The organism is Ruegeria sp. YTSA219 (genome assembly GCF_059609985.1).
In genome coordinates this window covers 40015-62727 of sequence record NZ_JBXWMT010000002.1, presented here as the reverse complement: position 1 = coordinate 62727, position 22713 = coordinate 40015, and the positions used below count along the sequence as shown (strand labels likewise).

Here is a 22713-nt window from a genome sequence, read left to right as displayed (position 1 = left end):
AAATCTCTAAGCCTTCAAACTGCCAGCAATCGCTACCCAACCTACTATGTAAATGAGGGCGATGGCGCCAACAATGCAGTGGGCAGCCAATTTATCGGATACAGACTGGTGAAGTTTTCTGTGCAAAAGCAACCCTGACACCACATAGCCAACCTCTGTTGGTACCAGCACTAATGGGCCAACAACACCAAATACCTCAGACAAAACAATGGACAGAAGAATCCCGGGCACGAAGCCTTTCAGCACTGAGAGAAAGATTGGATAGAAGATCACTTCAGCTTTTATCGCGCGTGGTATACCGGATTTTTCACCTATAGTATGAACGAGGAACCAAGCTGCCACTACAGATATTAGGTATGTAAATGGCAGTGGGTAGAGGATGAAGGAGAGTGCCTCCACTACCGAACCGCCTCAATCGGCCCTTCAGCACTCCCGCTGATGAACTGTTCCACATAGGGATCGCCCGAGGCGTCCATCTGCCCGACGGGGCCGGTCCATTGGATAACGCCTCCGTGCAACATGGCAACGTTGTCGGCAATCGCGCGGACCGAGCTCATGTCGTGGGTGATGGTCATCGCGGTGGCGCCCATTTCGGTCACGATCTCGCGGATCAGGTCGTTGATGACGCCGGACATGATGGGATCAAGGCCGGTGGTGGGCTCGTCGAAGAAAATTATCTCGGGCTCGGCGGCGATGGCACGGGCCAGACCCACGCGTTTTTGCATGCCGCCCGACAGCTCGGCCGGGAAACGATCGGCCACATCGGCTTTCAGACCCACGCGGCGCAGTTTCTCGACGGCGATCTCGCGCGCCTCGTCCACGGGACGTTTGAGCGAGCCGCGCAGCAGGCGGAAGGCGACGTTTTGCCAGACGGGCAGCGAGTCGAACAGCGCTCCGCCCTGAAACAGCATTCCAAACCGGGCCAAAAAGGCATCGCGGTCGCCTTTGGTGGCATCTTTGCCGTCCACATAGATCGTGCCGCTGTCAGGTTTGATCAGGCCAAGAACGCATTTCAGCGCCACAGATTTGCCGGTGCCCGACCCGCCGATGATGACCATCGAGGTGCCCTTGGGGATCTCGATATTGACGCCTTTGAGGACCTGATTGGACCCAAAGGCTTTATGTACATTCTCCATCCGGATCATATCGAGAAGAACACCCCTGTGAGAACGAAGTTTGCAGCCAGAATCATGATTGCGGCAGCCTCGACCGAAGATTTGGTCGCAGCGCCTACGCCCTGCGCGCCCCGGCCCGAATTCATGCCGTAGTAACAGCCCATGGTCGCCGTGATCAGGCCAAAGGCCGCGCCCTTGGTAAGCGAAGAGACGATGTCATGAAATTCGAGGAAATTCATGGTGTTTTGCAGGTAGGCCGCTGCGTTGAAGCCCAGGCTTTGGGTCGCCACGATATATCCGCCCGCAATGCCGATCACATCGCCAACCGCAACCAGAATCGGCACTGTGATGACGGCGGCCAGCACCCGCGGCGCGGTGAGGTATTTCATCGGATGGGTGGACAAAGTTACCAGCGCGTCGATCTGCTCGGTCACTTTCATGGTCGCAATTTCCGCAGCGATGGACGATGTGACCCGCGCTGCAATCATCAGACCACCCAGAACAGGCCCAAGCTCGCGCACCATGCCAATCGCTACGATTTGTGGCACCACAGCTTCGGCATTGAAACGCGCACCACCCGCATAGATCTGAAGCGCCAATGCACCGCCGGTAAATATCGCCGTCAGGCCAACCACCGGCAGGGACATCCAACCGATATTCATCAGAGCGACCGCAAATTCGCGCGGATAATAGGGGGGGCGGAAAATATGTGAAATCGCGTCTACAAAGAACAGAGCGACCTTGCCGAAATTTGCAAGCAAAGACAGGGCTGTACGTCCCAACCCGCCCAGCATTGAAAGAGGGTTCATTCGATATAGCCCCGAGAGTAGCGCGCGCCTAGAGATGTCAGAATTTCATACCCGATGGTGCCGGCGGCCTCGGCCAGATCATCTACTGTCTGGTGACCGTTGAGAATACGCAGGCGTTCCGGATCCTCGGGCAGATCCGTTACGTCGATGGTGATCAGATCCATTGAGATCCGGCCAACGACAGGGCAGGGCCTGTCCGCCACAAAGGCATCAATGCCGCCTCCGATAGCGCGGTGAAGCCCGTCTGCATACCCGGCCGCAACCGTGGCGATACGGGATTTGCGCCGCGCGACCCAGCTATTGCCGTATCCCACGCTTTCGCCGGGCTCGACCTCGCGCACCTGAATGACCGGAAGGTCGACGGTGACGACGGGTTTCGCATCGGCAAAGGGTTGTCCGCCATACATCCCGATACCGGGACGGCAAAGGTCGAAGTGATAATCGCTGCCCAGAAGGATACCGCCGGTGGCCGCAAGCGATCTGGGGGCCGCACTTCCATCAGTCAATTCGTGGAACACCCGCAGTTGGTGGCGATTCATCGGGTTGTCAGGTTCATCCGCACAGGCGAGATGCGACATCACCAGCGACGGATTAAGCGGCTCGATCTCTGTGCGCAACGCGGCCCAGTCCGCAGGCTCAATCCCTAAGCGATTCATGCCGGTATCCAACTGGATTCCAAAGGCGTGTTCAGGCAAGGCCTGACGATGGCGGCGGAACTGTTCGGGCGAATTCAGCAATGGCGTCAAATTGTGTTGGAGCAGTTGGTCGCTGTCGCCTTCCATATGCCCGGAAAAAACACTTATCGTTGCGTCGGGTCCGACAGCCTCGCGCACGGCGGCACCTTCTTCGGCAGCCGCGACAAAGAAATTTCTGACACCTTCTTCAGCAAGTGCGGCAGAGACAGGACCAGCGCCCAGGCCATAGGCGTCGGCCTTGACCACGGCACCCGTTTCACAGGACGTCTTTGCATCAAGCGCCTGCCAGTTGCTGGCCAGTGTATAAAGATTGATCGTTAAGCGTGCAGTACTCATGCGTCTGTTCATGACATTGGATCGCGTCAGGTCAAGGGGGGTCGCAGCGATAATTGACCTGTACGTTGCGCATAACGGCACCTTGAGCCCGGGAAGCGGGTTGAAACAGCGTAAATCTGCGTATTGAACATCTGAGGGCGCCAAATCACTATTGTGCGCACATCGTGGTCAACCATGATCGGGTCAAGGTGATCGTTCACTAATACCCAAGGGGGCCTGTTGGGATGAAAACATGATTGAACTCTCGTTTGGGTACAAAAACCAGAGCAGTAGGTTGCCTGATTTCTTTTATGATGTGTTCTCTGCTTCAGAGGGGGCCGAGGAAGGACGGGCCATTCAATCTTTGATCAGGGAATTGCTGAAAACCGAGCCCGATCAGGATCTGCAGGGATGTGTTGCGACTGATGGGGGCGATCTTCTTGGATGTATCATGTTCTCGCGCCTGACCTTTGATCAGGATCCGCGACGGGTGTTTCTGATGTCGCCCGTGGCCGTGCGGACGGATCGGCAACAGGGTGGGATCGGGCAGAAGCTGATCACCTTTGGTCTGGACCAACTGCGGGCCCAAGGCGTCGACTTTGCAATAACCTACGGAGATCCGTCATATTACGGCAAAACCGGTTTCCTGCCCATTTCTGAGGCATTCGCGCAGCCGCCAATGCCGCTTAGCCAGCCGATCGGATGGCTAGGGCAATCTCTGTCTGGTTCACAGGCTGATCCGATAGTGGGGCCGTCACGCTGTGTCAGCGCGTTTGACCGACCCGACCTTTGGTGACGGTCAGTAGCCTTCGATCTGACCGTCCTGCTGCCAGGGTTTGACGAGGTTGCCAAAGCGGGTGAACTGCGCCTCGAAGGACAGCTCGACCGTGCCGATGGGGCCGTGGCGCTGCTTGCCGACGATGACCTCGGCCTTGCCGTGCAGGCGTTCCATGGCCTGCTTCCACTCTTCCATCTTCTCCAGCTCGTGATCTCCAGGCTTTTCGCGCTCTTTGTAGTACTCTTCGCGGAACACGAACATCACCACGTCGGCGTCCTGCTCGATCGAGCCGGATTCGCGTAGGTCGGACAGCTGCGGGCGCTTGTCGTCGCGGTTCTCGACCTGCCGGGATAGCTGAGACAATGCGATGACCGGGATGTTCAGTTCCTTGGCAATGGCTTTCATACCCATCGAAATCTCAGCGATTTCGTTGACGCGGTTTTCGGCCATGCCGCGGCACAGCTGCAGATAGTCGATCACCAGCAGGTCCAATCCATGGGTCCGCTTCAACCGCCGTGCACGCGCGGCGAGCTGTGAAATCGGTAGTGCCGGGGTGTCGTCAATGAACAGCGGGCAGGCTTCCAACTCCTTGGCTGCATCAACAAAGCGGCGAAACTCACCCTCGGTCATGTCACCCTGGCGGATCTTGTGGCTCGAGATTTCCGAGGCTTCGGCCAGAACCCGACCCGCCAACTGCTCGGCGCTCATTTCCAATGAGAAGAACCCGACAACGCCGCCGTCAATCGCGCCTTCGGTGCCGTCGGGTTTCAGCCCGCGCTTGTACGCTTTGGCCACGTTGAACGCCACGTTTGTCGCCAATGAGGTTTTCCCCATCGACGGACGCCCGGCCAGAATGATCAGGTCGGACGGGTGCAAGCCACCCAACTGCTTGTCCAAATCGGTCAGACCGGTGGAAATCCCGGCCATTCCACCACCGCGCTGATAGGCCTCGTTGGTGACGTTGACAGCCTCGGTGACCGCCTTGAGGAAGGATTGAAACCCCTGTTCGGTCTGGCCTTGTTCAGACAGCTGATACAACTGCTGTTCAGCCTCAACAATCTGTTCCTTGGGCTCGCTCGCCACATCGACCCGCGCCGCCTTGTCCGAGATATCGCGGCCAAGCCGGATCAACTCGCGCCGGATGGCAAGATCATAGATCATCTGGGCATAGTCATGCACCGCAAAGGCACTGATCGAGGCCCCGGCCAGCTTGACCAGATAGGCCGGACCGCCCAGTTCCTTCAGGCCTTCATCCTCGGCCATGAAAGATTTCAGCGTGACGGGCGAAGCCAGCGCGTTCTTGGCGATACGGGTCGCGGCGACCTCGTAAATACGCGCATGGACCGGATCATAGAAATGCTCGGCCCCGATGATCGAGGCGACCCGGTCATACAGATCATTATTGGTCAGGATCGCACCCAGAAGCTGTTGTTCAGCCTCAATAGAATGCGGCATGGTATCGGCGTTTTGGATCTGTGCCGCTGCCTGCTCGATGCTGCTTATCTCGTTCATTTTGTCCCCGCTGCCCGTCCCGAGGTTCTATACGCGAAACGCCATTGCAAGCTATCTGGAAATACCTGTGGCTAACTGGGGGTAAGGCCTAGGGATAACTTTCCAGACAGTTTGGACGCTATGGTGTGCTTGGCCTATTATGTAGGAAAGCGGGGAAAAGTCACCAGATATCGTATATGCTCAGCCGATTCTTTGACGCTTATCCCCAATCCATCCACAACAGGTTTAGGAGGGTTTATTGGCCTCTTGCCAGCCGCGCGGGTCGTTCAGGAAGGCTTCGACACCGTCAAGTGTTTCCGTATCAAAGGCTTTCTGTGCTTTGGCCTCGGCCAAAACATCCCACCAGGTGCACAGCGAATGCAGTTTCACCCCATGATCGCCCAGAGTTTTCTCGGTTTCCGGAAAGATGCCATAATAGAAGATCACCGCCGTATGCCCGCAGGTCGCGCCGGTTTCGCGGATCGCATCAACGAAGGACAGTTTGGATCCGCCATCGGTGGTCAGATCCTCAACCAGCAACACACGCTCGCCCTCGTTCATCGCGCCTTCGATCCGGGCGTTGCGGCCATAGCCTTTGGGCTTTTTACGCACATATGTCATCGGCAGGGCCATGCGTTCAGCGACCATCGCGGCAAAGGGAATGCCCGCAGTTTCGCCGCCAGCGATATTGTCGAACGCTTCAAAGCCCGCATCCCGCATCACTGTAACGGTCAGGAAATCCATCAGAGTAGACCGGATGCGCGGGTACGAGATCAGCTTTCGGCAGTCGATATAGGTCGGGCTGGGCAGTCCGCTGGCCAATGTGAATGGCTCGCGCGAATTGAAGTGAACGGCCTTGATTTCCAGTAGCATCCGCGCGGTCAGACGGGCGATTTCGGTGCTGTCGGGAAAGGAACTGGGGATCATGGCGGGACCTCTGAGCTGAAAAACCTTCGGGGCTGATAGCCTGCTGCTGCCGTCAGAGTCGAGAGGGCAGGCAAAAGAAAAGCGGGCCCGAATGGGGCCCGCTGTAAGCTTTCATAATGGCTTGGTGATTAGCTTGACATGTCGTAGGCACGTTCGCCATGCACCGACAAGTCAAGGCCATTGGTCTCAGTCTCGGCATCCACACGCAGCGGCGTGACGGCTGAGACCAGCTTGATCAGCACAAAGGTCACCACAGCGGTAAAGACGCCCACGATTGCCAGCCCGCCAAGCTGCGCGGTCCAGGTACCCAGACCGAACAAGGCGATCATGATCGTGCCAAAGATGCCGCCAACGCCATGCACCGCAAACACGTCCAGCGTGTCGTCGATTTTCAAAATGTTGCGCATGACATAGACCGCTTCCTGACACAGGATACCTGCGACTCCGCCGATGATCAGCGCCTGAACCGGGCCGACGAAACCCGATGCTGGGGTAATCGAGGCGAGACCGGCGATGGTTCCGGTCACAAGACCCACCATCGAGGCTTTGCCAAAGCGAATTTTTTCCCACAAGGCCCAGGTCAGGGATGCAGTGGCCGCCGAAAGATGCGTCACGGTCATCGCCATCGCCGCACCACCATCTGCCGCCAGTTGCGAGCCGCCGTTGAACCCAAACCAGCCGACCCACAGCATTGCGGCGCCGATCATGACATAGCCCGGATTATGCGGAGGCGTTGTGCGATTGCGGCGCGGGCCGAGTGCAACGGCAATGATCAAAGCGGCCAGACCTGCCGTTTCATGCACCACAATGCCACCGGCGAAATCTCGCACACCAATCTCGCCAAAAATGCCGCCATCGCTCAGCATTCCGCCGCCCCAGATCCAATGCACCACCGGCGCATAACACAGCAGCATCCACAGGGCCGAGAAGGTCAGAACAAAGCCAAAGCCGACCCGTTCGACATAAGCACCGACGATCAGGGCGGGGGTGATAATGGCAAAGGTCATCTGGAAGGCAAAGAACAGAATCTCGGGCAGGGTGCCGGCCAGGCTGTCGGCATCAACACCATTCAGAAAGGCCTTGTCCAACCCGCCCCAAATCCCGCTTTCACCGGGGCCGAAGGCGATGGAATATCCTGCGACCAGCCAGAGAATGCTCATCAAGCAGGCGATGCTAAAGCAGTGCATGAACACGCTCAGCACGTTGCGGGCGCGTACAAGGCCGCCATAGAAGAGGGCCAGGCCCGGAAGTGTCATGAACAGGACCAGTGCGGTTGCTACTATGATCCAGGCGGTATCGGCTCCATTCATCAGCCACTCTCCTTTTCAGAATGCGTGGCGGGGCTTGAAGCGGATTGCGACTGGGGAAAAAAGAGGCAGAGCCCAAAAAAGCAGCCTATTTCAGGGGCCTTTTTTGAAGAGTTGATTAATTGGGCGTCAAATTGTCGAGCATGCCCGATTATTGGGCAGTGCTGAAAAGTGCCTTTGACAGCAGTGCCAGCGCGTGATCCCGCGCAGCGCGGCGCACCCGATCGCGGCCCAATGCGCCGAATTCGACGGTTTCTGTCATGGGTGGGATGCCGTCACCGGCCACACCAAAACATACCCGGCCTTCGGGTTTAAACTCGGATCCGCCCGGGCCTGCAATGCCGGTAACCGACACTGCCAGTTGCGCCTGTGAATTCTGCAAGGCACCCTCGGCCATTTCGCGCGCGACCTGTTCAGAAACCGCGCCATGGGCATCCAATGATTCCTTGCGGACACCCAACATTTGCTGTTTGGCAGTATTTGTGTAGGTCACAAAACCGCGCTCAACGACCGCAGAGCTGCCGGGGATGTCGGTCAGAGCCGCAGCGACCATCCCGCCAGTGCAGCTTTCGGCGGTGGTGATCATCACCCCTTTCGCTTTGGCGCTTTCTAGCAGGTCGGAAACGGTCACAACCCCAGAACTCCGTGGCTGAACCCGGCGGCCAACATGATGCCTATGGCCGCGAATACCCCGGCAATCACATCGTCCAGCATAACGCCCATGGGATCGCCGCGCCGGTCAGCCCAACCCACGGGGCCGGGTTTCAGGATGTCGAACAGGCGGAACAGTACAAACCCAGTTACCCAACCTGGCCACAGCGCTGTAATGTCGATCCCGTGCGCCCAACTGGGATAGGATATCGCCCAAAGTGCGAGGAACTGACCTGCGACCTCGTCAATCACAATCTCGGAAGGGTCGTGGTCTTCTTGCCCGGCGGTCATCACCCGCGTGGCCCACAGACCGCCGAAAAACACCGCGACTGTCGCGACCGCCAGTAACGGGAAGCCGCCCAGAGTATGCAGAACCCATACCAAGGGCAGGGCTACCAAAGACCCCCAGGTGCCGGGGGCGGGTCGCAGATATCCGACGCCACAAACAGTGCCAATCAGTTGTGCAACGGTCATGATTTCACCAAACAAGCTGTTGCAATAGAAGCAATTCCTTCAGCACGCCCGGTAAAGCCCAAACGCTCGGAGGTTGTGGCCTTGACCGAAATCTGATCCTGGCGCAATTCCATGATCTTCGCCATCTCTGCCCGCATGGCCGCGGCGTGAGGCCCGACCTTGGGGTATTCGCAGACCAGCGTGCAGTCGACATTCGAGATACGATATCCCATCTGCCCGGCCAACTCGACCGCATGGCGCAGGAAAATTTCGCTTGCCGCGCCTTTCCATTGGGGATCTGAGGGCGGAAAGTGCTGTCCGATATCCCCTTGTGCCAATGCTCCGTAAATCGCATCGGTGACTGCGTGCATACCGACATCCGCATCAGAATGCCCCTGAAGCGATCGGTTATGCGGAACTTTGATACCGCACAGGAATACGTGATCCCCGTCACCAAAACGATGCACGTCGTAGCCGTTCCCCAGCCTTACATTCATATCCGTTCCCAATATGCGTTCCGCCCTGGCAAAATCCTCGGGTCGGGTGATTTTCAGGTTGTCCGTATCGCCCGGCACGATGCAGACGTCCAGCCCGGCGGCGCGCGCGACTTCCACGTCATCCGCTGAACCTCCGGGATGCGCGGTGTGGGCAGCGACGATTGCGTCATAGTGAAAGCCCTGCGGGGTTTGCGCTGCATGCAACCCGGATCGATCCTGCGTGCCAGTGACCATAGTGTCGCTTGCTGTCCACAAGGCGTCCGTCACCGCAAGGCCAGGTGCGGCACCGGGGAAATTGTCCAGAGCGGCCAGAACGGCATCAATGATCTCGGTGCTGACACAAGGACGTGCGACATCGTGGATCAAGACGCGGGTCACATTCATGCCGTTCAACGCCGACAACCCGCTGCGCACCGATCCTGCTCTGTCTGACTCGCCTTCCGCGAGGATCAGATCGGCGCTTTCAAATTCTTCCCAGGCGGGGGCATCCTCCTTCGACAGCACAAGGACGATGTGATCGACTTGCCCGCGGAATCGGTCGATGGTCCAGTCGGCCACCCGACGACCTGCCAGATGGCGCCACTGTTTTGGCGTGCCGCCTCCGGCGCGTTGACCGCGTCCTGCGGCGACAATGATAGCTGCGGTCGTCATGTGTCGTGCTCTCCGACGAGTTAAGGGCAATGTTTAGGGTGCGGTGAAAGCAGAGGCAATCACTCGGTTTCATCTGCTTAAAAAATAGGCAAACGATGATTTTGCATGCTTGTTCATGGCGGTTTTGTTGTTCATATGCACTCAATTCGATATCAAAGCTGCAACTGCTCAAGGATTAAGCACGTTGACTCTGCGACTTGCCGACAAAGATTTGAACCCGCCCGTACTACTGGCGCCCATGGCCGGAATCACTGATCGTCCGTTTCGCGATCTGGTGATGCGCTTTGGGGCCGGGATGGTCGTCAGTGAGATGGTGGCCAGCCAGGAAATGGTGCAGGCCAAACCCGGTGTGCGCGAACGGGCCGAGCTGTCTGCGGATGTGGAAAACACTGCTGTCCAGCTTGCCGGACGCGAGGCGTATTGGATGGCCGAGGCGGCCCGCCAGGTCGCTGATCGGGGTGCGCGCGTGATTGATATCAATATGGGCTGCCCGGCCAAGAAGGTGACAAATGGATATTCGGGCTCGGCCCTACTGAAGACACCTGACCACGCGCTGACATTGATCGACGCCGTTGTCAGCGCCGTGGACGTGCCCGTGACGCTGAAAACCCGGTTGGGATGGGATGACAAATTGCTGAACGCGCCCGATGTGGCAAGGCGGGCGCAGGATGCTGGGATACGAATGGTCACGATCCATGGCCGCACACGTTGCCAGTTCTACAAAGGGCATGCCGATTGGAGCGCAATCCGGGCGGTCAAAGAAGCGGTCTCGATTCCGGTGATTGCGAATGGTGACATTGTTGATTCTGGCGCTGCACGCATAGCGCTGGATCAGTCCGCCGCCGATGGGGTCATGGTTGGGCGTGGGGCGCAGGGTAAACCGTGGCTACTGGCGCAGATGGGGCATGAGCTATACGGGGCAGAGGCGCCATTCATTCCCGCTGGTAGTGATCTGATCGACATGGTTCGTGCCCATTATCAGGCCATGCTGGGGTTTTATGGTTTGGATCTGGGCCTGCGCGTCGCTCGCAAGCATCTCGGCTGGTATATGGATGAGGCTGGAACACCGGCCCCGTTGCGCCGGGCGGTGCTGACTTCGCGCAACACGGACGAGGTGATGCACCTGTTGAGTGCTGCACTTGGCAGTGATGCAGAGGTGGCGGCATGACCTCGGATCACAGCATCTGGACCTCGCTACCGGTTCCTGCCTTTGTCATAGATGCAGGTGACCGGATCGCAGACATAAACTCCGCCGGTGAAGGGTTCCTGAACGCCTCGCGCAAATCCGTGATCGGGCATCCCGTCTGGGATCAGATTGCCGTGGACGCTCCATTAGAAGAAGCGTTTCTGAGAGCGCGTCAGCAAGGTACGCCACTATTTGTGAACGATGTGGATGTAGGGTCAGGCAACCGCGCGCCGTTGCAATGTGCGCTTCAGATCGCGCCGCTTGTAGGACACCCGGGGTCAATGATCATGATCATCACGCCGCGTGAACTTGCTGGGCGTATGACCCGTGGAAACACGGTGAAATCTGCTGCGCAATCGGCGATAGGCATGGCCGAGATGCTTGCGCATGAAATTAAGAACCCTCTGGCAGGAATTACTGGCGCGGCGCAGCTTCTCAGCATGAATATCTCGCAGCAAGACCTTGAATTAACAGATCTTATTGTCGAAGAGAGTCGCCGTATCGTAAAACTGTTGGAGCAGGTTGAACAATTCGGAAATCTCTCTGAGCCCGATTTCAAACCGGTCAACATACATGACGTGCTGGATCGGGCACGGCGGTCGGCCCTGTTGGGTTTCGGTGCCCATATGACGATCATCGAAGATTACGACCCGTCGTTGCCACTTGCTTATGGCGACCCGGATCAGTTTCTGCAGGTCATCTTGAATTTGTTAAAGAATGCCTCGGAAGCCGCTGATCCTAAAGGGGGAACCATTCGGTTAAGGACGTATTTTGAACATTCTTTCCGCCTGCGGCGCAGCGACGGGTCAGGTCATTCTCTGCCACTGCAAATCGAAGTGACCGATGACGGCCCCGGTCTGCCGGAGAAGATTCGGGGCGAGATATTCGACCCGTTTGTGTCGGGCAAGGAAAACGGCACCGGCCTGGGGCTGGCGCTGGTCAGCAAGATCATTTCGGACCACGACGGCTGGATTTCGGCTGAGTCGGTTCCGGGACGAACGGAATTTCGCATCTCTCTGAGGCGCGCGCCGCGTGACGCGAAATAGTCAATAAATCGCCGGAAAGAGCAAGAATAAGGAAAGCACCTGATGGATGGAACAGTACTGGTTGCAGATGACGACCGCACAATTCGGACCGTTCTGACACAGGCCCTGACACGCGCTGGGTGTAAGGTGCATGCAACCTCGTCGTTGACCACTTTGATGCGTTGGGTGGCCGAGGGCAAAGGCGACGTGGTCATATCCGATGTAGTTATGCCGGATGGCAATGGGCTCGAGATGTTGCCAAAAATCGCACAGGACCGACCGGGATTACCGGTCATCGTGATTTCGGCGCAAAACACGATCATGACGGCCATCCAGGCAGCCGAGGCGGAAGCTTATGACTATCTGCCGAAACCCTTCGACCTGCCGGATTTGATGAAGCGTACCGCGCGCGCGCTGGAACAGAAACAGCGCACGCCGTCAGATGCCGGTAACACGTCCCAAGAGCGTCCGGAAGAGCTGCCTCTGGTGGGGCGGACACCAGTGATGCAGGCGCTGTATCGCTTGGTGGCGCGGGTGATGAATACCGATCTGTCGGTCATGATTTCGGGCGAGAGTGGAACGGGCAAGTCGTTGATCGCCAAAGCGATACATGATTTTTCCGATCGCAGGACGCTGCCATTTGTAACGGCCACTGCCGCCGACCTGCGGGATCTTGAAGGCCCGGCGCGCGTCATGGCACGGGTGCGGGGCGGTACGCTGCTTATCGACGAGATCGCGGATATTGATGACGAATTGCAGGCGCGTCTCGTTCGGATGATGGACACTCCAGGCGATCATGTTCCTCGGTTCATGGCTACGAGCCAATCGGACCTGACCGAAGCCATGGAGAACGGGCGCGTCCGGCAAGACCTGTATTATCGCCTTTGCGGTGCGACAGTGCATGTTCCGGCCCTTCGCGAAAGGGTCGATGATATCACCTTGCTTGCGGATCATTTCCTGGCGCGTGAAGAACGCGAACATGGCGCGAAACGCTGGTTCAGTCCGGATGCGGTCGAGCTGGTACGGCGCTATTCCTGGCCCGGAAATGTACGGCAGCTTGAAAATGCGGTCCGTCGTTTGAGCTTGACCAGCCGCGCCGATGAAATCTCCAAAACCGAGGTCGAGTCGATGCTGGGCAGCCAACCCGAAGCCGAGCCGGTGCTGGGCAATGGAGAACGCGAAAAGCTCTCGGCTTCGGTCGAACGCCACCTGCGCCGCTATTTCGATCTACATGGAAATATGTTGCCACCTCCGGGTCTATATCAGCGTATTTTGCGTGAGGTTGAGGCGCCTTTGATTGAACTGGCCCTGGATGCGACCGGGGGAAATCAGGCAAAATGTGCTGATCTTCTAGGGATTAACCGGAATACGCTGCGCAAAAAGATAACAGAGCTCGATATTCAGGTGACACGGCGGCGCAAACTGATGTAATATCGCCACACAAAGCGTGGCATCCGGGTTTCGACCGGGCAACGACCACGACATATGGCGGTAAGTCGCGCAAGCGGCACATCAGGATGAGGGCAGACGGTGGCAACCCGAGCACAGAGCGGGCTGATTTTATCAGTCAATCGGTGGCGAAAATCCCGAAGGCTGCGCAATTTTGGAACTTTGGGTCTGGTTTTGCTGGGCCCGGTGCTGGCTTTGACCACTTATCTGGTCATTGGTCCATTCGATCTGGGGGCAACCGCGCCCTCATTGCGCCTGATCCTGCTTGCGGATCTGGTCTATGTTCTCGTGGTTGCGGCGCTGGTTCTGGGTCAGGTAGGCAACCTGATTGCAGCGCGCCGGGCCAAATCCGCGGGGTCCCGTTTGCACCTGCGACTGATCGGAGCTTTCACGCTGTTGGCTCTGGTGCCGACTGTCACGGTTGCAATCTTTGCCGGTCTGACGGTGAATATTGGTCTTGAGGGCTGGTTTTCCGACCGCGTAAGGCAGGTTGTCGGATCCTCGCTTACTGCTGCGGAAGCTTATGAACAGGAACACCGAGAGGGCCTGACGCAAGACGCCGTCGTATTGGCGCTTTTTCTGGACAATGCCCGGACGCGCGATTTCTATATTTCCGATGCTGAACTGCGAGAGGTTCTGGCGCAAGGGCAGGCGCAAATCCAGCGCGGTCTGCGTGAGGCCTATGTCATTGATGGAAATGGCGAAATCCGATCCCGGGGGGATCGCTCTTATCTTTTCAACTTCGAAAAGCCGACCTCCGAACAGATGGCCCAGGCGACTGAGAATGAATTGCTGATCATTGCCGATTGGCAAAACAGTGAATTTCGGGCGCTTGTGCCTTTGAAGGCTTATCTTGATCGGTATCTCTATGTCAGCCGGGAAGTGGACGGGCAGTTGCTGACGCTGCTGGACGATACCAAGGAAACAGTCCAGTTCTATCAACAGCTTGAAAGTGAACGCGGACGGGTATTGTTTGAATTCGGCCTGCTTTATCTGGGTTTTGCCGTGATCCTGATCCTGGCTGCAGTGTCGCTGGGAATGTGGTTCGCCGAGCGTCTCTCGCGCCCGGTTGGACGCCTGACCACCGCTGCGCAGCGTGTCGGGGCAGGCGATCTGGGCGTTCAGGTTATCGAAGAAGCCACCGATGACGAAATTGCGATGCTGGGCCGTTATTTCAATCAGATGACCCGACAGTTGAAAGGGCAGCGCGATACCCTTTTGGAGAACACACGGCAGATCGAACGCCGGCGTCGGCTGTTCGACTCGGTTCTGACCTCGGTCACATCTGGTGTTGTTGGTGTCGACCCCGATGGTTGCGTGACGTTTGTGAATCGATCCGCCGAACGCCTGTTGGATTGGTCCCGTGGAGAGGAACATCTTGCCATTGGAATTGCGGTGCCCGAATTCATGCCTTTGTTCGAAAGTCTCAAGGACAGCGGGCAAGAGGCTGTGCAGGGTGAAATCAAAGTCACGCGAAAAGGCCATTTGGAAAACCTGTTGGTCCGCATGGCGATCCGCCGCGGCGAAGATGGCGGGCTTGAAGGATATGTGGTTGCCTTTGACGACGTGACCGATCTGGTCAGTGCACAGCGAATGGCAGCCTGGGGTGATGTGGCGCGCCGCATCGCACATGAGATCAAGAACCCCTTGACCCCGATCCAGCTGAGCGCCGAGCGGATCAAACGAAAGTTTTCGTCCAAACTGGATGAGGATGATTGCGATATCCTTGTATCCATGACTGATGTGATCGTTCGCCAGACGAATGATCTGCGGCGGATCGTGGATGAATTTTCAAAGTTTGCGCGCATGCCGGAACCGGATCGGCACGAAGAAAATCTGGTGGGGTTGGTGCGCGAGGCTGTTCTGTTGCAGCAAGCCGGTCAGCCGGATGTCGAAATCGAAGCGATGCTTCCAGATCAGCCGATTTCAGGTGATGTAGACGCAACAATGCTGAATCAGGCGCTGACCAACCTGATCAAGAATGCAGGCGAAGCGATTGAAACGCTGAAACAAAAAGGGGCACCTGAGAACCTCAAGCCTCAGATCAAGGTTACTGTGATCGGCGACGATGCGGGCACGGTAATTACCATTGCCGACAACGGTATCGGCTTGCCGGAAGATCGTGCGCGGCTGTTTGAGCCTTACGTGACCACACGCGACGAGGGCACCGGGCTGGGGCTGCCGATCGTCAAAAAGATTATCGAAGAACATGGCGGGGTGCTGACACTTGAGGACGCCCCCGTATTTGACGGACAGGACCATTTTGGCGCAATGGCCGTGATCCGTTTGCCCGTGAGCAATATTTCCTCAAATTCAGCGCCGAAAAAGCAGGCAATTGATACAAACAAACTGAAAGCAGGCCAAAGATGAGCGACATTCTGATTGTAGATGACGAGCGTGATATTCGCGAGCTTGTGTCCGATATTCTCGAGGACGAAGGCTATTCTACCCGGCTGGCTGGCAACTCGGACGAGTGTATGGCAGCCATCAATTCCGAACCCCCGGGGCTTTTGATCCTGGATATCTGGCTGAAAGACAGCCGGATGGACGGGATTGATATTCTGAAGACTGTAAAGCGCGACAACCCAGACATTCCGGTGGTGATCATTTCGGGCCACGGGAATATCGAAATCGCTGTCGCTGCGATCAAGCAGGGGGCGTATGACTTTATCGAAAAGCCCTTTAACATCGACCAGCTGATGGTTGTGATCCGCCGCGCGATGGAAACCTCGCGCCTGCGCCGCGAAAACGCCTCGCTAAAGCGGAAAGAGGTCACAAGCTCGGATATGATCGGCAAATCGGCCTCGTTCCGGGCAATGCAGAGCCAACTGGACAAGGTTACCAAGTCCAACGGGCGTGTGATGCTGACAGGACCTGCCGGTTCAGGAAAGGAAATCGCCGCGCGCTATATCCATGCAGAATCGAACCGGGCAAATGCGCCCTTCGTGACCGTGAACTGTGCCGGGATCGAGCCGGAGCGCGTTGAAGAGGTTCTGTTCGGCCGTGAAACTACCGAACGCGGGGTTGAGGCAGGCCTGTTGGAAGAGGCCCATGGTGGCGTCGTCTACTTTGATGAAGTGGCAGATATGCCCATGGGAACCCAGTCAAAAATCCTGCGGGTTCTGGTTGATCAACAGTTTCAACGGGTTGGAGGTACCGACAAGGTTCGGGTCGACCTGCGGGTGATCTCTTCGACCAATCGTGACCTTGATGCAGAAATCGCCGCTGATCGTTTTCGGGAAGAACTTTACCATCGTCTGAATGTTGTGCCTATTTCGGTGCCTTCGCTAGAAGATCGGCGCGAGGATATTCCGGTTCTTGCCGAGTTTTTTATTGAAATGTGCAATGAATCCCAGGGCCTGCCGGTGCGCGAGATTTCAGACGAAGCTGTCGCGTTGCTGCAGACCATGACCTGGCCGGGCAATGTGCGTCAGCTTAAGAACCTGATCGAACGGGTGCTCATTCTGGGTGACGGTACGGGCCCGATCGAAGCGCGTGAGCTGCCAAACGAAGAAGAAAAAGCCGATGAATCAGGTCGCGTCGTTCTGTCCGGGGCATTGGCGACCTTGCCGTTGCGCGAAGCTCGCGAGGCGTTCGAGCGTGAATATCTGCTGACCCAGATCAACCGGTTCGGGGGCAATATCAGCCGCACTGCCAGCTTTGTCGGCATGGAACGCAGCGCGCTTCATCGTAAGCTTAAATCTCTGGGCGTTGTGACCTCGAACAAATCGGGGGCGCGAGTTGCACAACTGGACGAGGCTGAACCGGCGGAGTGATCCGCCGGCCTTTACCCTGCCTGACCTGGGGTAATTATCTGAAACGTTCCGTTGTCGAATTTGACGAAACATGAATCTGTGCTGAGCGGTGGCAGCTGTGTTGTTGGGACCGCAGCAACACGCGACTTTACGCCCTGCTTGCAAGGCGGAAGGCTGACCGGGCGATAGCCTTTCTGCGCCATGCATTGTGCTTCCAGCTTGTTGCGCAGCCCTTTGTTCACATCGACCGTATAGATCTGACCGGGCTGCCACCAGCCTCCGGTGCGATGACACCTTCCCCGACCATCGCAGTAGGTGCGACCTGGCCAATAGGTTGGTGCCCCTTGTCGCACCTGATTGGCAACGGGGGCGTCTTTGAGGGACTGAACCTGACATCCGGTCGTTTCCGACTGCATTTGCGAAACTGTCTCGCCCTCTTGATAATACAGGGAAAGCGGCCCACACGCAGTTAGCAACAGAGTCAAAGAAATCGTGAGAGCTATTGTTTTCATACGCTTACCTTGCCTCAGCTTTGCTTGTGTTACAAACTAATTGACCGTCTGGGGGGCATCTGTCATTCAAAGATTTCAGGCAGAAGGGCCAATAGCATGAAGGTCATCATTTGCGGTGCGGGTCAGGTTGGCTGGCAGATTGCACGGCATCTTTCGGGCGAGTTGAACGACGTTACTGTGGTTGACAACAATCCTGATCTGGTGCGACGGGCGACCGAAACCTTGGATGTTCAGGGGATTGCGGGATTTGCAAGCTATCCGGATGTTCTGAACCGAGCGGGCGCGCGCGATGCGGATATGATTATTGCTGCCACCCATTCGGACGAGGTGAACATGGTCACCTGTCAGATGGCACATTCGGTTTTCTCCATTCAGCGCAAAATCGCCCGGCTTCGGTCGAAATCCTATCTCGAGGCGATTCATTCAGATCTGTATCGCCGCGATCACCTGCCGATTGATGTGGTGATCAGCCCCGAGCGCGAGGTTGCCGCAGCGGCGATGCGCCGGTTGTCTGCCCCATCCGCCTTTGACACCGAGATGTTCATGGATGGCAAAGCGCAGTTGCTTGGCATTCGCATCGCCGAGGATTGCCCGATCGTGAACACGCCATTGCGGCAACTGACCGATCTGTTTTCGACGCTCAGCTCTATCGTGGTGGGTGTCCGGCGCGAGGGTACGCTGTTTGCCCCGGAATCCGAGGACCAGCTGTTTGTCGGTGACGAATGCTATGTCTTTAGCAATGTCAAAGACGTGGACCGCACGATGGAGGTTTTCGGCAAGGCGCAAAAACGGCAGGACCGGGTGGTGATTGTCGGCGGTGGTAATGTCGGTCTTGAAGTTGCTCGGACATTGGAAGAACGTGAAAGCCGCGTTCGTGCCAAGATAATTGAACGAGACCGCCACTGTGCGGAAGTGGCAGCCGAAGCGCTTGAGCGAACGATTGTCCTTCACGGTGATGGTCTGGACGCGGCGCTGCTGCGCGAAGCTGGCATCGAACGCGCGGATGCAATGTTGGCCGTCACGGATGATGACCGTGTAAATATGTTGGTTGCCGTGCGTGCCAAGGCCGAAGGTTGTGCTCTGGCGATTGCACTGATCAATGATCCCAGCATGGTTGCCCTGATGGGGCCGCTGGGTATCGACGCCTATATCAACCCCCGCGCCACCACCGTCAGTTCGATTCTGCGCCATATTCGGCACGGACGCGTGCGGCAGGTCTACTCCATCGGAGATGCAGAGGCCGAAGTGATCGAGGCCGAAGTACTTTCAACCTCGCCCATGGCCGGGCAGAGGCTGCGCGACATTGATTTCCCCGAAGGTGTGCTGGTTGGCGCCGTGCGTAAGGGCGATGAGATGTTGCGCCCCACCGGTAGTCTCAGGATTGAAGAAAAGGATGTGGTGGCGATTTTTGCCTTGGCCAAAGACGTCCCCGAGGTGGAACGGCTGATGCAGGTCTCGATCGATTTCTTCTGATGGCGCATGCACGGAAAAAACAGGTTAGCCTTGTACGGCGATTGCCGCTGTTTCTTCTGATCTGGGGTATTTTTGCCGCCGCTATGTGGATGCCTGCCATATTTGCGCTGGTGCTGGATGATCACGACACGTCCCGGTCGTTCTTCTATTCCGGGTTGCTGGGGTTGTTCGTGGTCGGGATCATCTCGCTGGCAACATCCAACAGAATGCCGCGTCGAGGGACATTGGGCCAGTTGGCGGTCTTGTTAGGCTGTTTCACCGTATTGCCCTTGTTTCTTGCGATCCCTCTGCATGATGCGTTGGGTAATACGAGCTTTCTGAATGCCTATTTCGACATGGTCAGCGCATTGACCACTACCGGGGCTGATTTGTTTCCTGATCCTGACCGGTTGTCGGCGCCGTTACACCTTTGGCGGGCTCAGGTCGGATGGATGGGCGGGCTTTTGATGTGGATTTCAGCGGCCGCGATCCTCGCGCCGTTGTCGCTGGGCGGGTTCGAGGTGACAGCCCGTGGTCAACCCGGTCGCCCGGTTTCAGGCGTGGCGCAAAGCGAGATGGTAGACCCACGCGGGCGTCTTATCCGCGTCACGCTGACTTTGACGCCGGTTTATGTCGGGCTGACCGCTGTCATTTGGCTGTTGCTCGTGATCGCAGGAGAGCAGGGCCTGACCGCCATCTGTCATGCGATGTCAACCATGGCCACATCGGGTATCTCACCGGTTGGTGGGCTTGAGGGAGCGCAGGCCGGGGTAACCGGTGAGGCCATCCTGTTTCTGTTCCTGTTCTTCGCTTTGTCGCGTCTTACCTTTTCCTCGGACACAGCTACCTCCGGATATTCGCGGCTGGATAAGGACCCCGAGTTCCGGATCGGGCTCATGATCGTTGCAGGCGTAGCGGCGCTGCTTTTCTTCAGGGTTCTTGCCGGCGTCAGCGAAATTGGCGGCCAGATGGAGCCTCTTCAGGCGTTGAGCGTAATTTGGGGCATGATTTTTACGGTCTTGTCATTTCTGACAACCGCAGGGTTCGAAAGTGCAAACTGGGATGATGCCCAGCAAATTTCCGGTCTGGGCACCCCGGGATTGATCCTGATGGGGCTTGCGCTGATCGGCGGTGGAGTTGCAACAACGGCGGGCGGGGTAAAGCTGTTGCGGGTTTTCGCTCTGTACCTTAACGGCGCGCGCGAAATTGACCGTTTGATTTACCCGTCTTCGGTCAGCGGAGTAGGTGGCGGAAACCGTCGCATCCAAAGCGATGGGGCCTTTATCGCTTGGATATTTTTCATGATGTTTGCCCTGACAGCTGCTGTGTTCAATGTGTTGCTTGCTGCCATGGGTACGGGGTTCGAACACGCTATGGTGCTTAGCGTTGCCGCGCTGAGCACGACAGGGCCGTTGATCGAATTGGCAACCGATGTTCCTATCCGATTGATCGACCTTTCGGGCGGTGCCAAGCTGACCATGTGTGCCGCTATGGTGATCGGCAGATTGGAAACGCTGGCGATTATTGCCCTGATCACACCCGCTCTATTGAGGGGTTAAGAAACAATAACCATGCTAGTGACTGATTTTTCATCTGGAATATCGGTTAACGACACTCCATACTCAGCCGGAGGGAGCGCGTTGGTCCGCAGCGCGTAGCAAGAACAATGGCGAGATTATAAGAATATGGCTTCGGACAGACAGAATCTGCAGGACGCGTTCCTGAATAATGTACGGAAAGCAAAAGTCCCGGTCACAATTTTCCTGATCAACGGTGTGAAATTGCAGGGTGTGATCACCTGGTTCGACAACTTCTGCGTATTGTTGCGCCGCGACGGACAGTCGCAGCTGGTCTACAAACACGCGATTTCGACCATCATGCCATCGCAGCCGATCAGCCTGTATGAGGGCGAAGACGCCTCTTGATGGAACTTGAAAGGGTGCGCACCCGAGCGTGGGTGCTGCATCCGGAAATCAAATCAGATGAACAGCGCCGCGTTCCAGGACCGGCGCTGGCAGAAGCGGTGGCGCTGGCCGCTGCATTGCCCGACCTTGATGTGATCGGATCCGAAGTTGTGCGCTTACCTCGGGCGCAGGCCGGTTTTCTGTTCGGTAGCGGCAAGATCGAGGAACTGGCCGAACGGTTGCACGAGAACGAAGTCGAGCTGGTTTTGATCGACGGATCGGTTACGCCCGTTCAGCAACGCAATCTTGAAAAGGCGTGGAAGGTCAAGATCCTCGACCGGACCGGGCTGATCCTCGAAATCTTCAGCGACCGTGCGCGCACCCGTGAGGGCGTATTGCAGGTGGAAATGGCCGCGCTGAGTTACCAGCGGACCCGGCTGGTGCGTGCCTGGACCCACCTGGAACGGCAGCGGGGCGGATTGGGCTTTGTGGGTGGCCCGGGTGAGACCCAGATCGAAGCGGACCGTCGGGCCATTGATGAACAACTGGTGCGCTTGCGTCGTCAGTTGCAGAAGGTGGTCAAGACCCGCACGCTGCATCGCGCCGCGCGGGCCAAGGTACCATATCCGATTGTGGCGTTGGTAGGTTATACCAACGCGGGCAAATCAACCCTGTTCAACCGCCTGACCGGGGCCGATGTCATGGCCAAGGACATGTTGTTCGCCACCTTGGACCCCACCATGCGTCGGGTCGAACTGCCTGACGGTCCCGAAGTGATCCTGTCGGACACGGTGGGGTTCATTTCGAACTTGCCCACCGAGTTGGTCGCCTCCTTCCGTGCGACGCTGGAAGAAGTTCTGGGTGCGGATATCGTGGTTCATGTGCGCGATATCAGCCACGATGAATCTGAGGCGCAGGCGAAGGATGTCGAAACTATCCTGACTTCACTGGGTATTGACGATACGCGGCCCCGGATTGAGGTCTGGAACAAGATCGACCTGCTGTCCCCGGATGAGCGCGAAGCCGCGATGGCGCGGGCAGAGCGGGATCAGGGGATTTTCGCGATTTCAGCCGTCACCGGCGAAGGGATCGCCCCGCTTTTGGCGGAAATTGCCGTCACGCTACAGGGCGTACGTTCTGAGGCAACGCTGGAACTGGGATTTGCCGAAGGCAACAAGCGCGCGTGGTTGTTCCGCCAGGAGGTCGTGCAGTCCGAAAAGCAGACCGAAGATGGCTTTGTGATCGACGTGCTGTGGACAGAGAAACAAGCTTCGCAATACGCAGCGCTTTGAACCCTGACTGGGGAAGAACTTTCCTATACCCATCGAACAAAGTGGTCCGTGATCAGCCGTCAATCTGGCGCTGAAAATCCTCGGCATCGAACCAACCCAAAGAGTTCTGGACCTGGTTGGTGTCGGTCATTTCCCATTCTTCCCAGCCCCGCGTCACGACGTGATTGCCGGTTTTGGAATGGTGCCCTTCAAGGGTCCAGACAAATATTGCGTGGCTTCCCGCCCAGCGAAACATGTCGCAGCGGACCTCAAGATCGGGGAAATCAGTGTAAAACCCGCGCGCCATTTCCGCCACCGCAGCGCGGCCTATGATCGGTTCTCCACGGTTGATCGTGATCTGTCCGTCGGGCGCATAGAAACTGGCAACGGCCTCGGGGTCGCCCGAGCTCCAGGCGATCGCATAATCCCGCGCGAGATTGTTCAGCTTATCCCGGATACTGGCCATTTGG

22 protein-coding genes are annotated in these 22713 nt (G+C 57.3%); 10 read left to right on the top strand and 12 right to left on the bottom strand.

Annotated features, from left to right (window positions below):
• Positions 1-6 precede the first annotated feature (6 nt).
• Genes AC2FFB_RS03315 through alr form a run of 4 tightly spaced genes read right to left on the bottom strand, consistent with a single transcriptional unit; the run spans position 7 to position 2955 of the window.
• The gene (locus tag AC2FFB_RS03315; RefSeq protein WP_142633490.1) at positions 7-399 is read right to left on the bottom strand and encodes a hypothetical protein; all 393 of its coding nucleotides are present in this window, start codon (positions 397-399) and stop codon (positions 7-9) included.
• Positions 399-1145, bottom strand: a complete 747-nt coding sequence (locus tag AC2FFB_RS03310; RefSeq protein WP_496712956.1) for an ABC transporter ATP-binding protein — start codon at positions 1143-1145, stop codon at positions 399-401. Before AC2FFB_RS03310 ends, AC2FFB_RS03315 begins: the two co-directional genes overlap by 1 nt.
• Positions 1142-1924 carry an MlaE family ABC transporter permease gene (locus AC2FFB_RS03305; RefSeq protein WP_142633494.1) on the bottom strand — a complete coding sequence of 261 codons (783 nt, stop codon included), beginning with the start codon at positions 1922-1924 and terminating at the stop codon, positions 1142-1144. The genes AC2FFB_RS03310 and AC2FFB_RS03305 overlap by 4 nt, the downstream gene beginning before the upstream one ends.
• Complete coding sequence (gene alr, locus AC2FFB_RS03300) at positions 1921-2955, bottom strand: alanine racemase (protein WP_282027372.1); 1035 nt, start codon at positions 2953-2955, stop codon at positions 1921-1923. Before alr ends, AC2FFB_RS03305 begins: the two co-directional genes overlap by 4 nt.
• Before the next feature lie 232 nt (positions 2956-3187).
• Here alr and AC2FFB_RS03295 point away from each other — a divergent pair, with 232 nt between their 5' ends.
• Positions 3188-3730 carry a GNAT family N-acetyltransferase gene (locus AC2FFB_RS03295; protein ID WP_496693455.1) on the top strand — a complete coding sequence of 181 codons (543 nt, stop codon included), beginning with the start codon at positions 3188-3190 and terminating at the stop codon, positions 3728-3730.
• Positions 3731-3733: 3 nt separating this feature from the next.
• Here AC2FFB_RS03295 and AC2FFB_RS03290 read toward each other — a convergent pair whose 3' ends face one another.
• The 6 genes from AC2FFB_RS03290 to AC2FFB_RS03265 form a co-directional block, all read right to left on the bottom strand.
• On the bottom strand, positions 3734-5224 hold the full coding sequence (locus AC2FFB_RS03290; RefSeq protein ID WP_496874497.1) for a replicative DNA helicase: 1491 nt from the start codon (positions 5222-5224) through the stop codon (positions 3734-3736).
• 225 nt (positions 5225-5449) lie between these two features.
• On the bottom strand, positions 5450-6130 hold the full coding sequence (locus AC2FFB_RS03285) for an orotate phosphoribosyltransferase (protein ID WP_142633501.1): 681 nt from the start codon (positions 6128-6130) through the stop codon (positions 5450-5452).
• Between the two features lie 128 nt (positions 6131-6258).
• The gene (locus AC2FFB_RS03280; RefSeq protein WP_281972005.1) at positions 6259-7440 is read right to left on the bottom strand and encodes an ammonium transporter; all 1182 of its coding nucleotides are present in this window, start codon (positions 7438-7440) and stop codon (positions 6259-6261) included.
• Between the two features lie 148 nt (positions 7441-7588).
• Entirely contained in the window at positions 7589-8068 is a 480-nt protein-coding gene (locus AC2FFB_RS03275) for a CinA family protein (protein WP_496712958.1), read from the bottom strand.
• Positions 8065-8562 (bottom strand): phosphatidylglycerophosphatase A family protein, encoded by a 498-nt coding sequence (locus AC2FFB_RS03270; protein ID WP_142633508.1) that lies wholly within the window; start codon positions 8560-8562, stop codon positions 8065-8067. The genes AC2FFB_RS03275 and AC2FFB_RS03270 overlap by 4 nt, the downstream gene beginning before the upstream one ends.
• Positions 8559-9689, bottom strand: a complete 1131-nt coding sequence (locus tag AC2FFB_RS03265; RefSeq protein ID WP_496874496.1) for a bifunctional 2-C-methyl-D-erythritol 4-phosphate cytidylyltransferase/2-C-methyl-D-erythritol 2,4-cyclodiphosphate synthase — start codon at positions 9687-9689, stop codon at positions 8559-8561. The genes AC2FFB_RS03270 and AC2FFB_RS03265 overlap by 4 nt, the downstream gene beginning before the upstream one ends.
• Positions 9690-9873: 184 nt before the next feature.
• Here AC2FFB_RS03265 and dusB point away from each other — a divergent pair, with 184 nt between their 5' ends.
• The 5 genes from dusB (at position 9874) to ntrX (ending at position 17125) form a co-directional block, all read left to right on the top strand.
• Entirely contained in the window at positions 9874-10857 is a 984-nt protein-coding gene (dusB, locus tag AC2FFB_RS03260; RefSeq protein ID WP_425596233.1) for a tRNA dihydrouridine synthase DusB, read from the top strand.
• Positions 10854-11921, top strand: coding sequence for a two-component system sensor histidine kinase NtrB (locus tag AC2FFB_RS03255; RefSeq protein ID WP_496675865.1), 1068 nt, complete (start codon positions 10854-10856; stop codon positions 11919-11921). Before dusB ends, AC2FFB_RS03255 begins: the two co-directional genes overlap by 4 nt.
• Positions 11922-11963: 42 nt before the next feature.
• On the top strand, positions 11964-13331 hold the full coding sequence (locus tag AC2FFB_RS03250; RefSeq protein WP_496874495.1) for a response regulator: 1368 nt from the start codon (positions 11964-11966) through the stop codon (positions 13329-13331).
• A gap of 99 nt (positions 13332-13430) precedes the next feature.
• A complete protein-coding gene (locus AC2FFB_RS03245) occupies positions 13431-15719 on the top strand; it encodes a sensor histidine kinase NtrY-like (RefSeq protein WP_496688272.1) in 2289 nt (762 codons plus the stop codon).
• Complete coding sequence (ntrX, locus tag AC2FFB_RS03240; protein WP_142633520.1) at positions 15716-17125, top strand: nitrogen assimilation response regulator NtrX; 1410 nt, start codon at positions 15716-15718, stop codon at positions 17123-17125. Before AC2FFB_RS03245 ends, ntrX begins: the two co-directional genes overlap by 4 nt.
• Before the next feature lie 11 nt (positions 17126-17136).
• Here ntrX and AC2FFB_RS03235 read toward each other — a convergent pair whose 3' ends face one another.
• Entirely contained in the window at positions 17137-17616 is a 480-nt protein-coding gene (locus tag AC2FFB_RS03235) for a hypothetical protein (RefSeq protein WP_142633522.1), read from the bottom strand.
• Between the two features lie 96 nt (positions 17617-17712).
• Here AC2FFB_RS03235 and trkA point away from each other — a divergent pair, with 96 nt between their 5' ends.
• From trkA to hflX, 4 genes are all read left to right on the top strand, one after another.
• Positions 17713-19089 (top strand): Trk system potassium transporter TrkA, encoded by a 1377-nt coding sequence (gene trkA, locus AC2FFB_RS03230; RefSeq protein WP_142633524.1) that lies wholly within the window; start codon positions 17713-17715, stop codon positions 19087-19089.
• Positions 19089-20627, top strand: a complete 1539-nt coding sequence (locus AC2FFB_RS03225) for a TrkH family potassium uptake protein (protein WP_496712964.1) — start codon at positions 19089-19091, stop codon at positions 20625-20627. Before trkA ends, AC2FFB_RS03225 begins: the two co-directional genes overlap by 1 nt.
• A 126-nt stretch (positions 20628-20753) precedes the next feature.
• Positions 20754-20993: an RNA chaperone Hfq gene (gene hfq / locus AC2FFB_RS03220; protein ID WP_010440340.1), complete on the top strand. Its 240-nt coding sequence runs from the start codon at positions 20754-20756 to the stop codon at positions 20991-20993.
• Positions 20993-22264, top strand: coding sequence for a GTPase HflX (gene hflX, locus AC2FFB_RS03215; protein ID WP_496874494.1), 1272 nt, complete (start codon positions 20993-20995; stop codon positions 22262-22264). The genes hfq and hflX overlap by 1 nt, the downstream gene beginning before the upstream one ends.
• Before the next feature lie 52 nt (positions 22265-22316).
• On the opposite strand, the gene AC2FFB_RS03210 is transcribed toward hflX, so the two are convergent.
• A complete protein-coding gene (locus AC2FFB_RS03210; RefSeq protein WP_496691158.1) occupies positions 22317-22709 on the bottom strand; it encodes an SgcJ/EcaC family oxidoreductase in 393 nt (130 codons plus the stop codon).
• Positions 22710-22713 lie beyond the last annotated feature (4 nt).

Bases quoted from the DNA above. Each gene is read 5' to 3' on its own strand.
- ntrX (WP_142633520.1), top strand. From the start codon at position 15,716: ATGAGCGACATTCTGATTGTAGATGACGAGCGTGATATTCGCGAGCTT.
- hflX (WP_496874494.1), top strand. From the start codon at position 20,993: ATGGAACTTGAAAGGGTGCGCACCCGAGCGTGGGTGCTGCATCCGGAA.
- AC2FFB_RS03210 (WP_496691158.1), bottom strand. From the start codon at position 22,709: ATGGCCAGTATCCGGGATAAGCTGAACAATCTCGCGCGGGATTATGCG.
- trkA (WP_142633524.1), top strand. From the start codon at position 17,713: ATGAAGGTCATCATTTGCGGTGCGGGTCAGGTTGGCTGGCAGATTGCA.
- AC2FFB_RS03285 (WP_142633501.1), bottom strand. From the start codon at position 6,130: ATGATCCCCAGTTCCTTTCCCGACAGCACCGAAATCGCCCGTCTGACC.
- hfq (WP_010440340.1), top strand. From the start codon at position 20,754: ATGGCTTCGGACAGACAGAATCTGCAGGACGCGTTCCTGAATAATGTA.
- AC2FFB_RS03225 (WP_496712964.1), top strand. From the start codon at position 19,089: ATGGCGCATGCACGGAAAAAACAGGTTAGCCTTGTACGGCGATTGCCG.
- AC2FFB_RS03290 (WP_496874497.1), bottom strand. From the start codon at position 5,224: ATGAACGAGATAAGCAGCATCGAGCAGGCAGCGGCACAGATCCAAAAC.
- AC2FFB_RS03305 (WP_142633494.1), bottom strand. From the start codon at position 1,924: ATGAACCCTCTTTCAATGCTGGGCGGGTTGGGACGTACAGCCCTGTCT.
- alr (WP_282027372.1), bottom strand. From the start codon at position 2,955: ATGAGTACTGCACGCTTAACGATCAATCTTTATACACTGGCCAGCAAC.
- AC2FFB_RS03295 (WP_496693455.1), top strand. From the start codon at position 3,188: ATGATTGAACTCTCGTTTGGGTACAAAAACCAGAGCAGTAGGTTGCCT.
- AC2FFB_RS03310 (WP_496712956.1), bottom strand. From the start codon at position 1,145: ATGATCCGGATGGAGAATGTACATAAAGCCTTTGGGTCCAATCAGGTC.
- AC2FFB_RS03255 (WP_496675865.1), top strand. From the start codon at position 10,854: ATGACCTCGGATCACAGCATCTGGACCTCGCTACCGGTTCCTGCCTTT.
- AC2FFB_RS03280 (WP_281972005.1), bottom strand. From the start codon at position 7,440: ATGAATGGAGCCGATACCGCCTGGATCATAGTAGCAACCGCACTGGTC.
- AC2FFB_RS03250 (WP_496874495.1), top strand. From the start codon at position 11,964: ATGGATGGAACAGTACTGGTTGCAGATGACGACCGCACAATTCGGACC.
- AC2FFB_RS03235 (WP_142633522.1), bottom strand. From the start codon at position 17,616: ATGAAAACAATAGCTCTCACGATTTCTTTGACTCTGTTGCTAACTGCG.
- AC2FFB_RS03270 (WP_142633508.1), bottom strand. From the start codon at position 8,562: ATGACCGTTGCACAACTGATTGGCACTGTTTGTGGCGTCGGATATCTG.
- AC2FFB_RS03265 (WP_496874496.1), bottom strand. From the start codon at position 9,689: ATGACGACCGCAGCTATCATTGTCGCCGCAGGACGCGGTCAACGCGCC.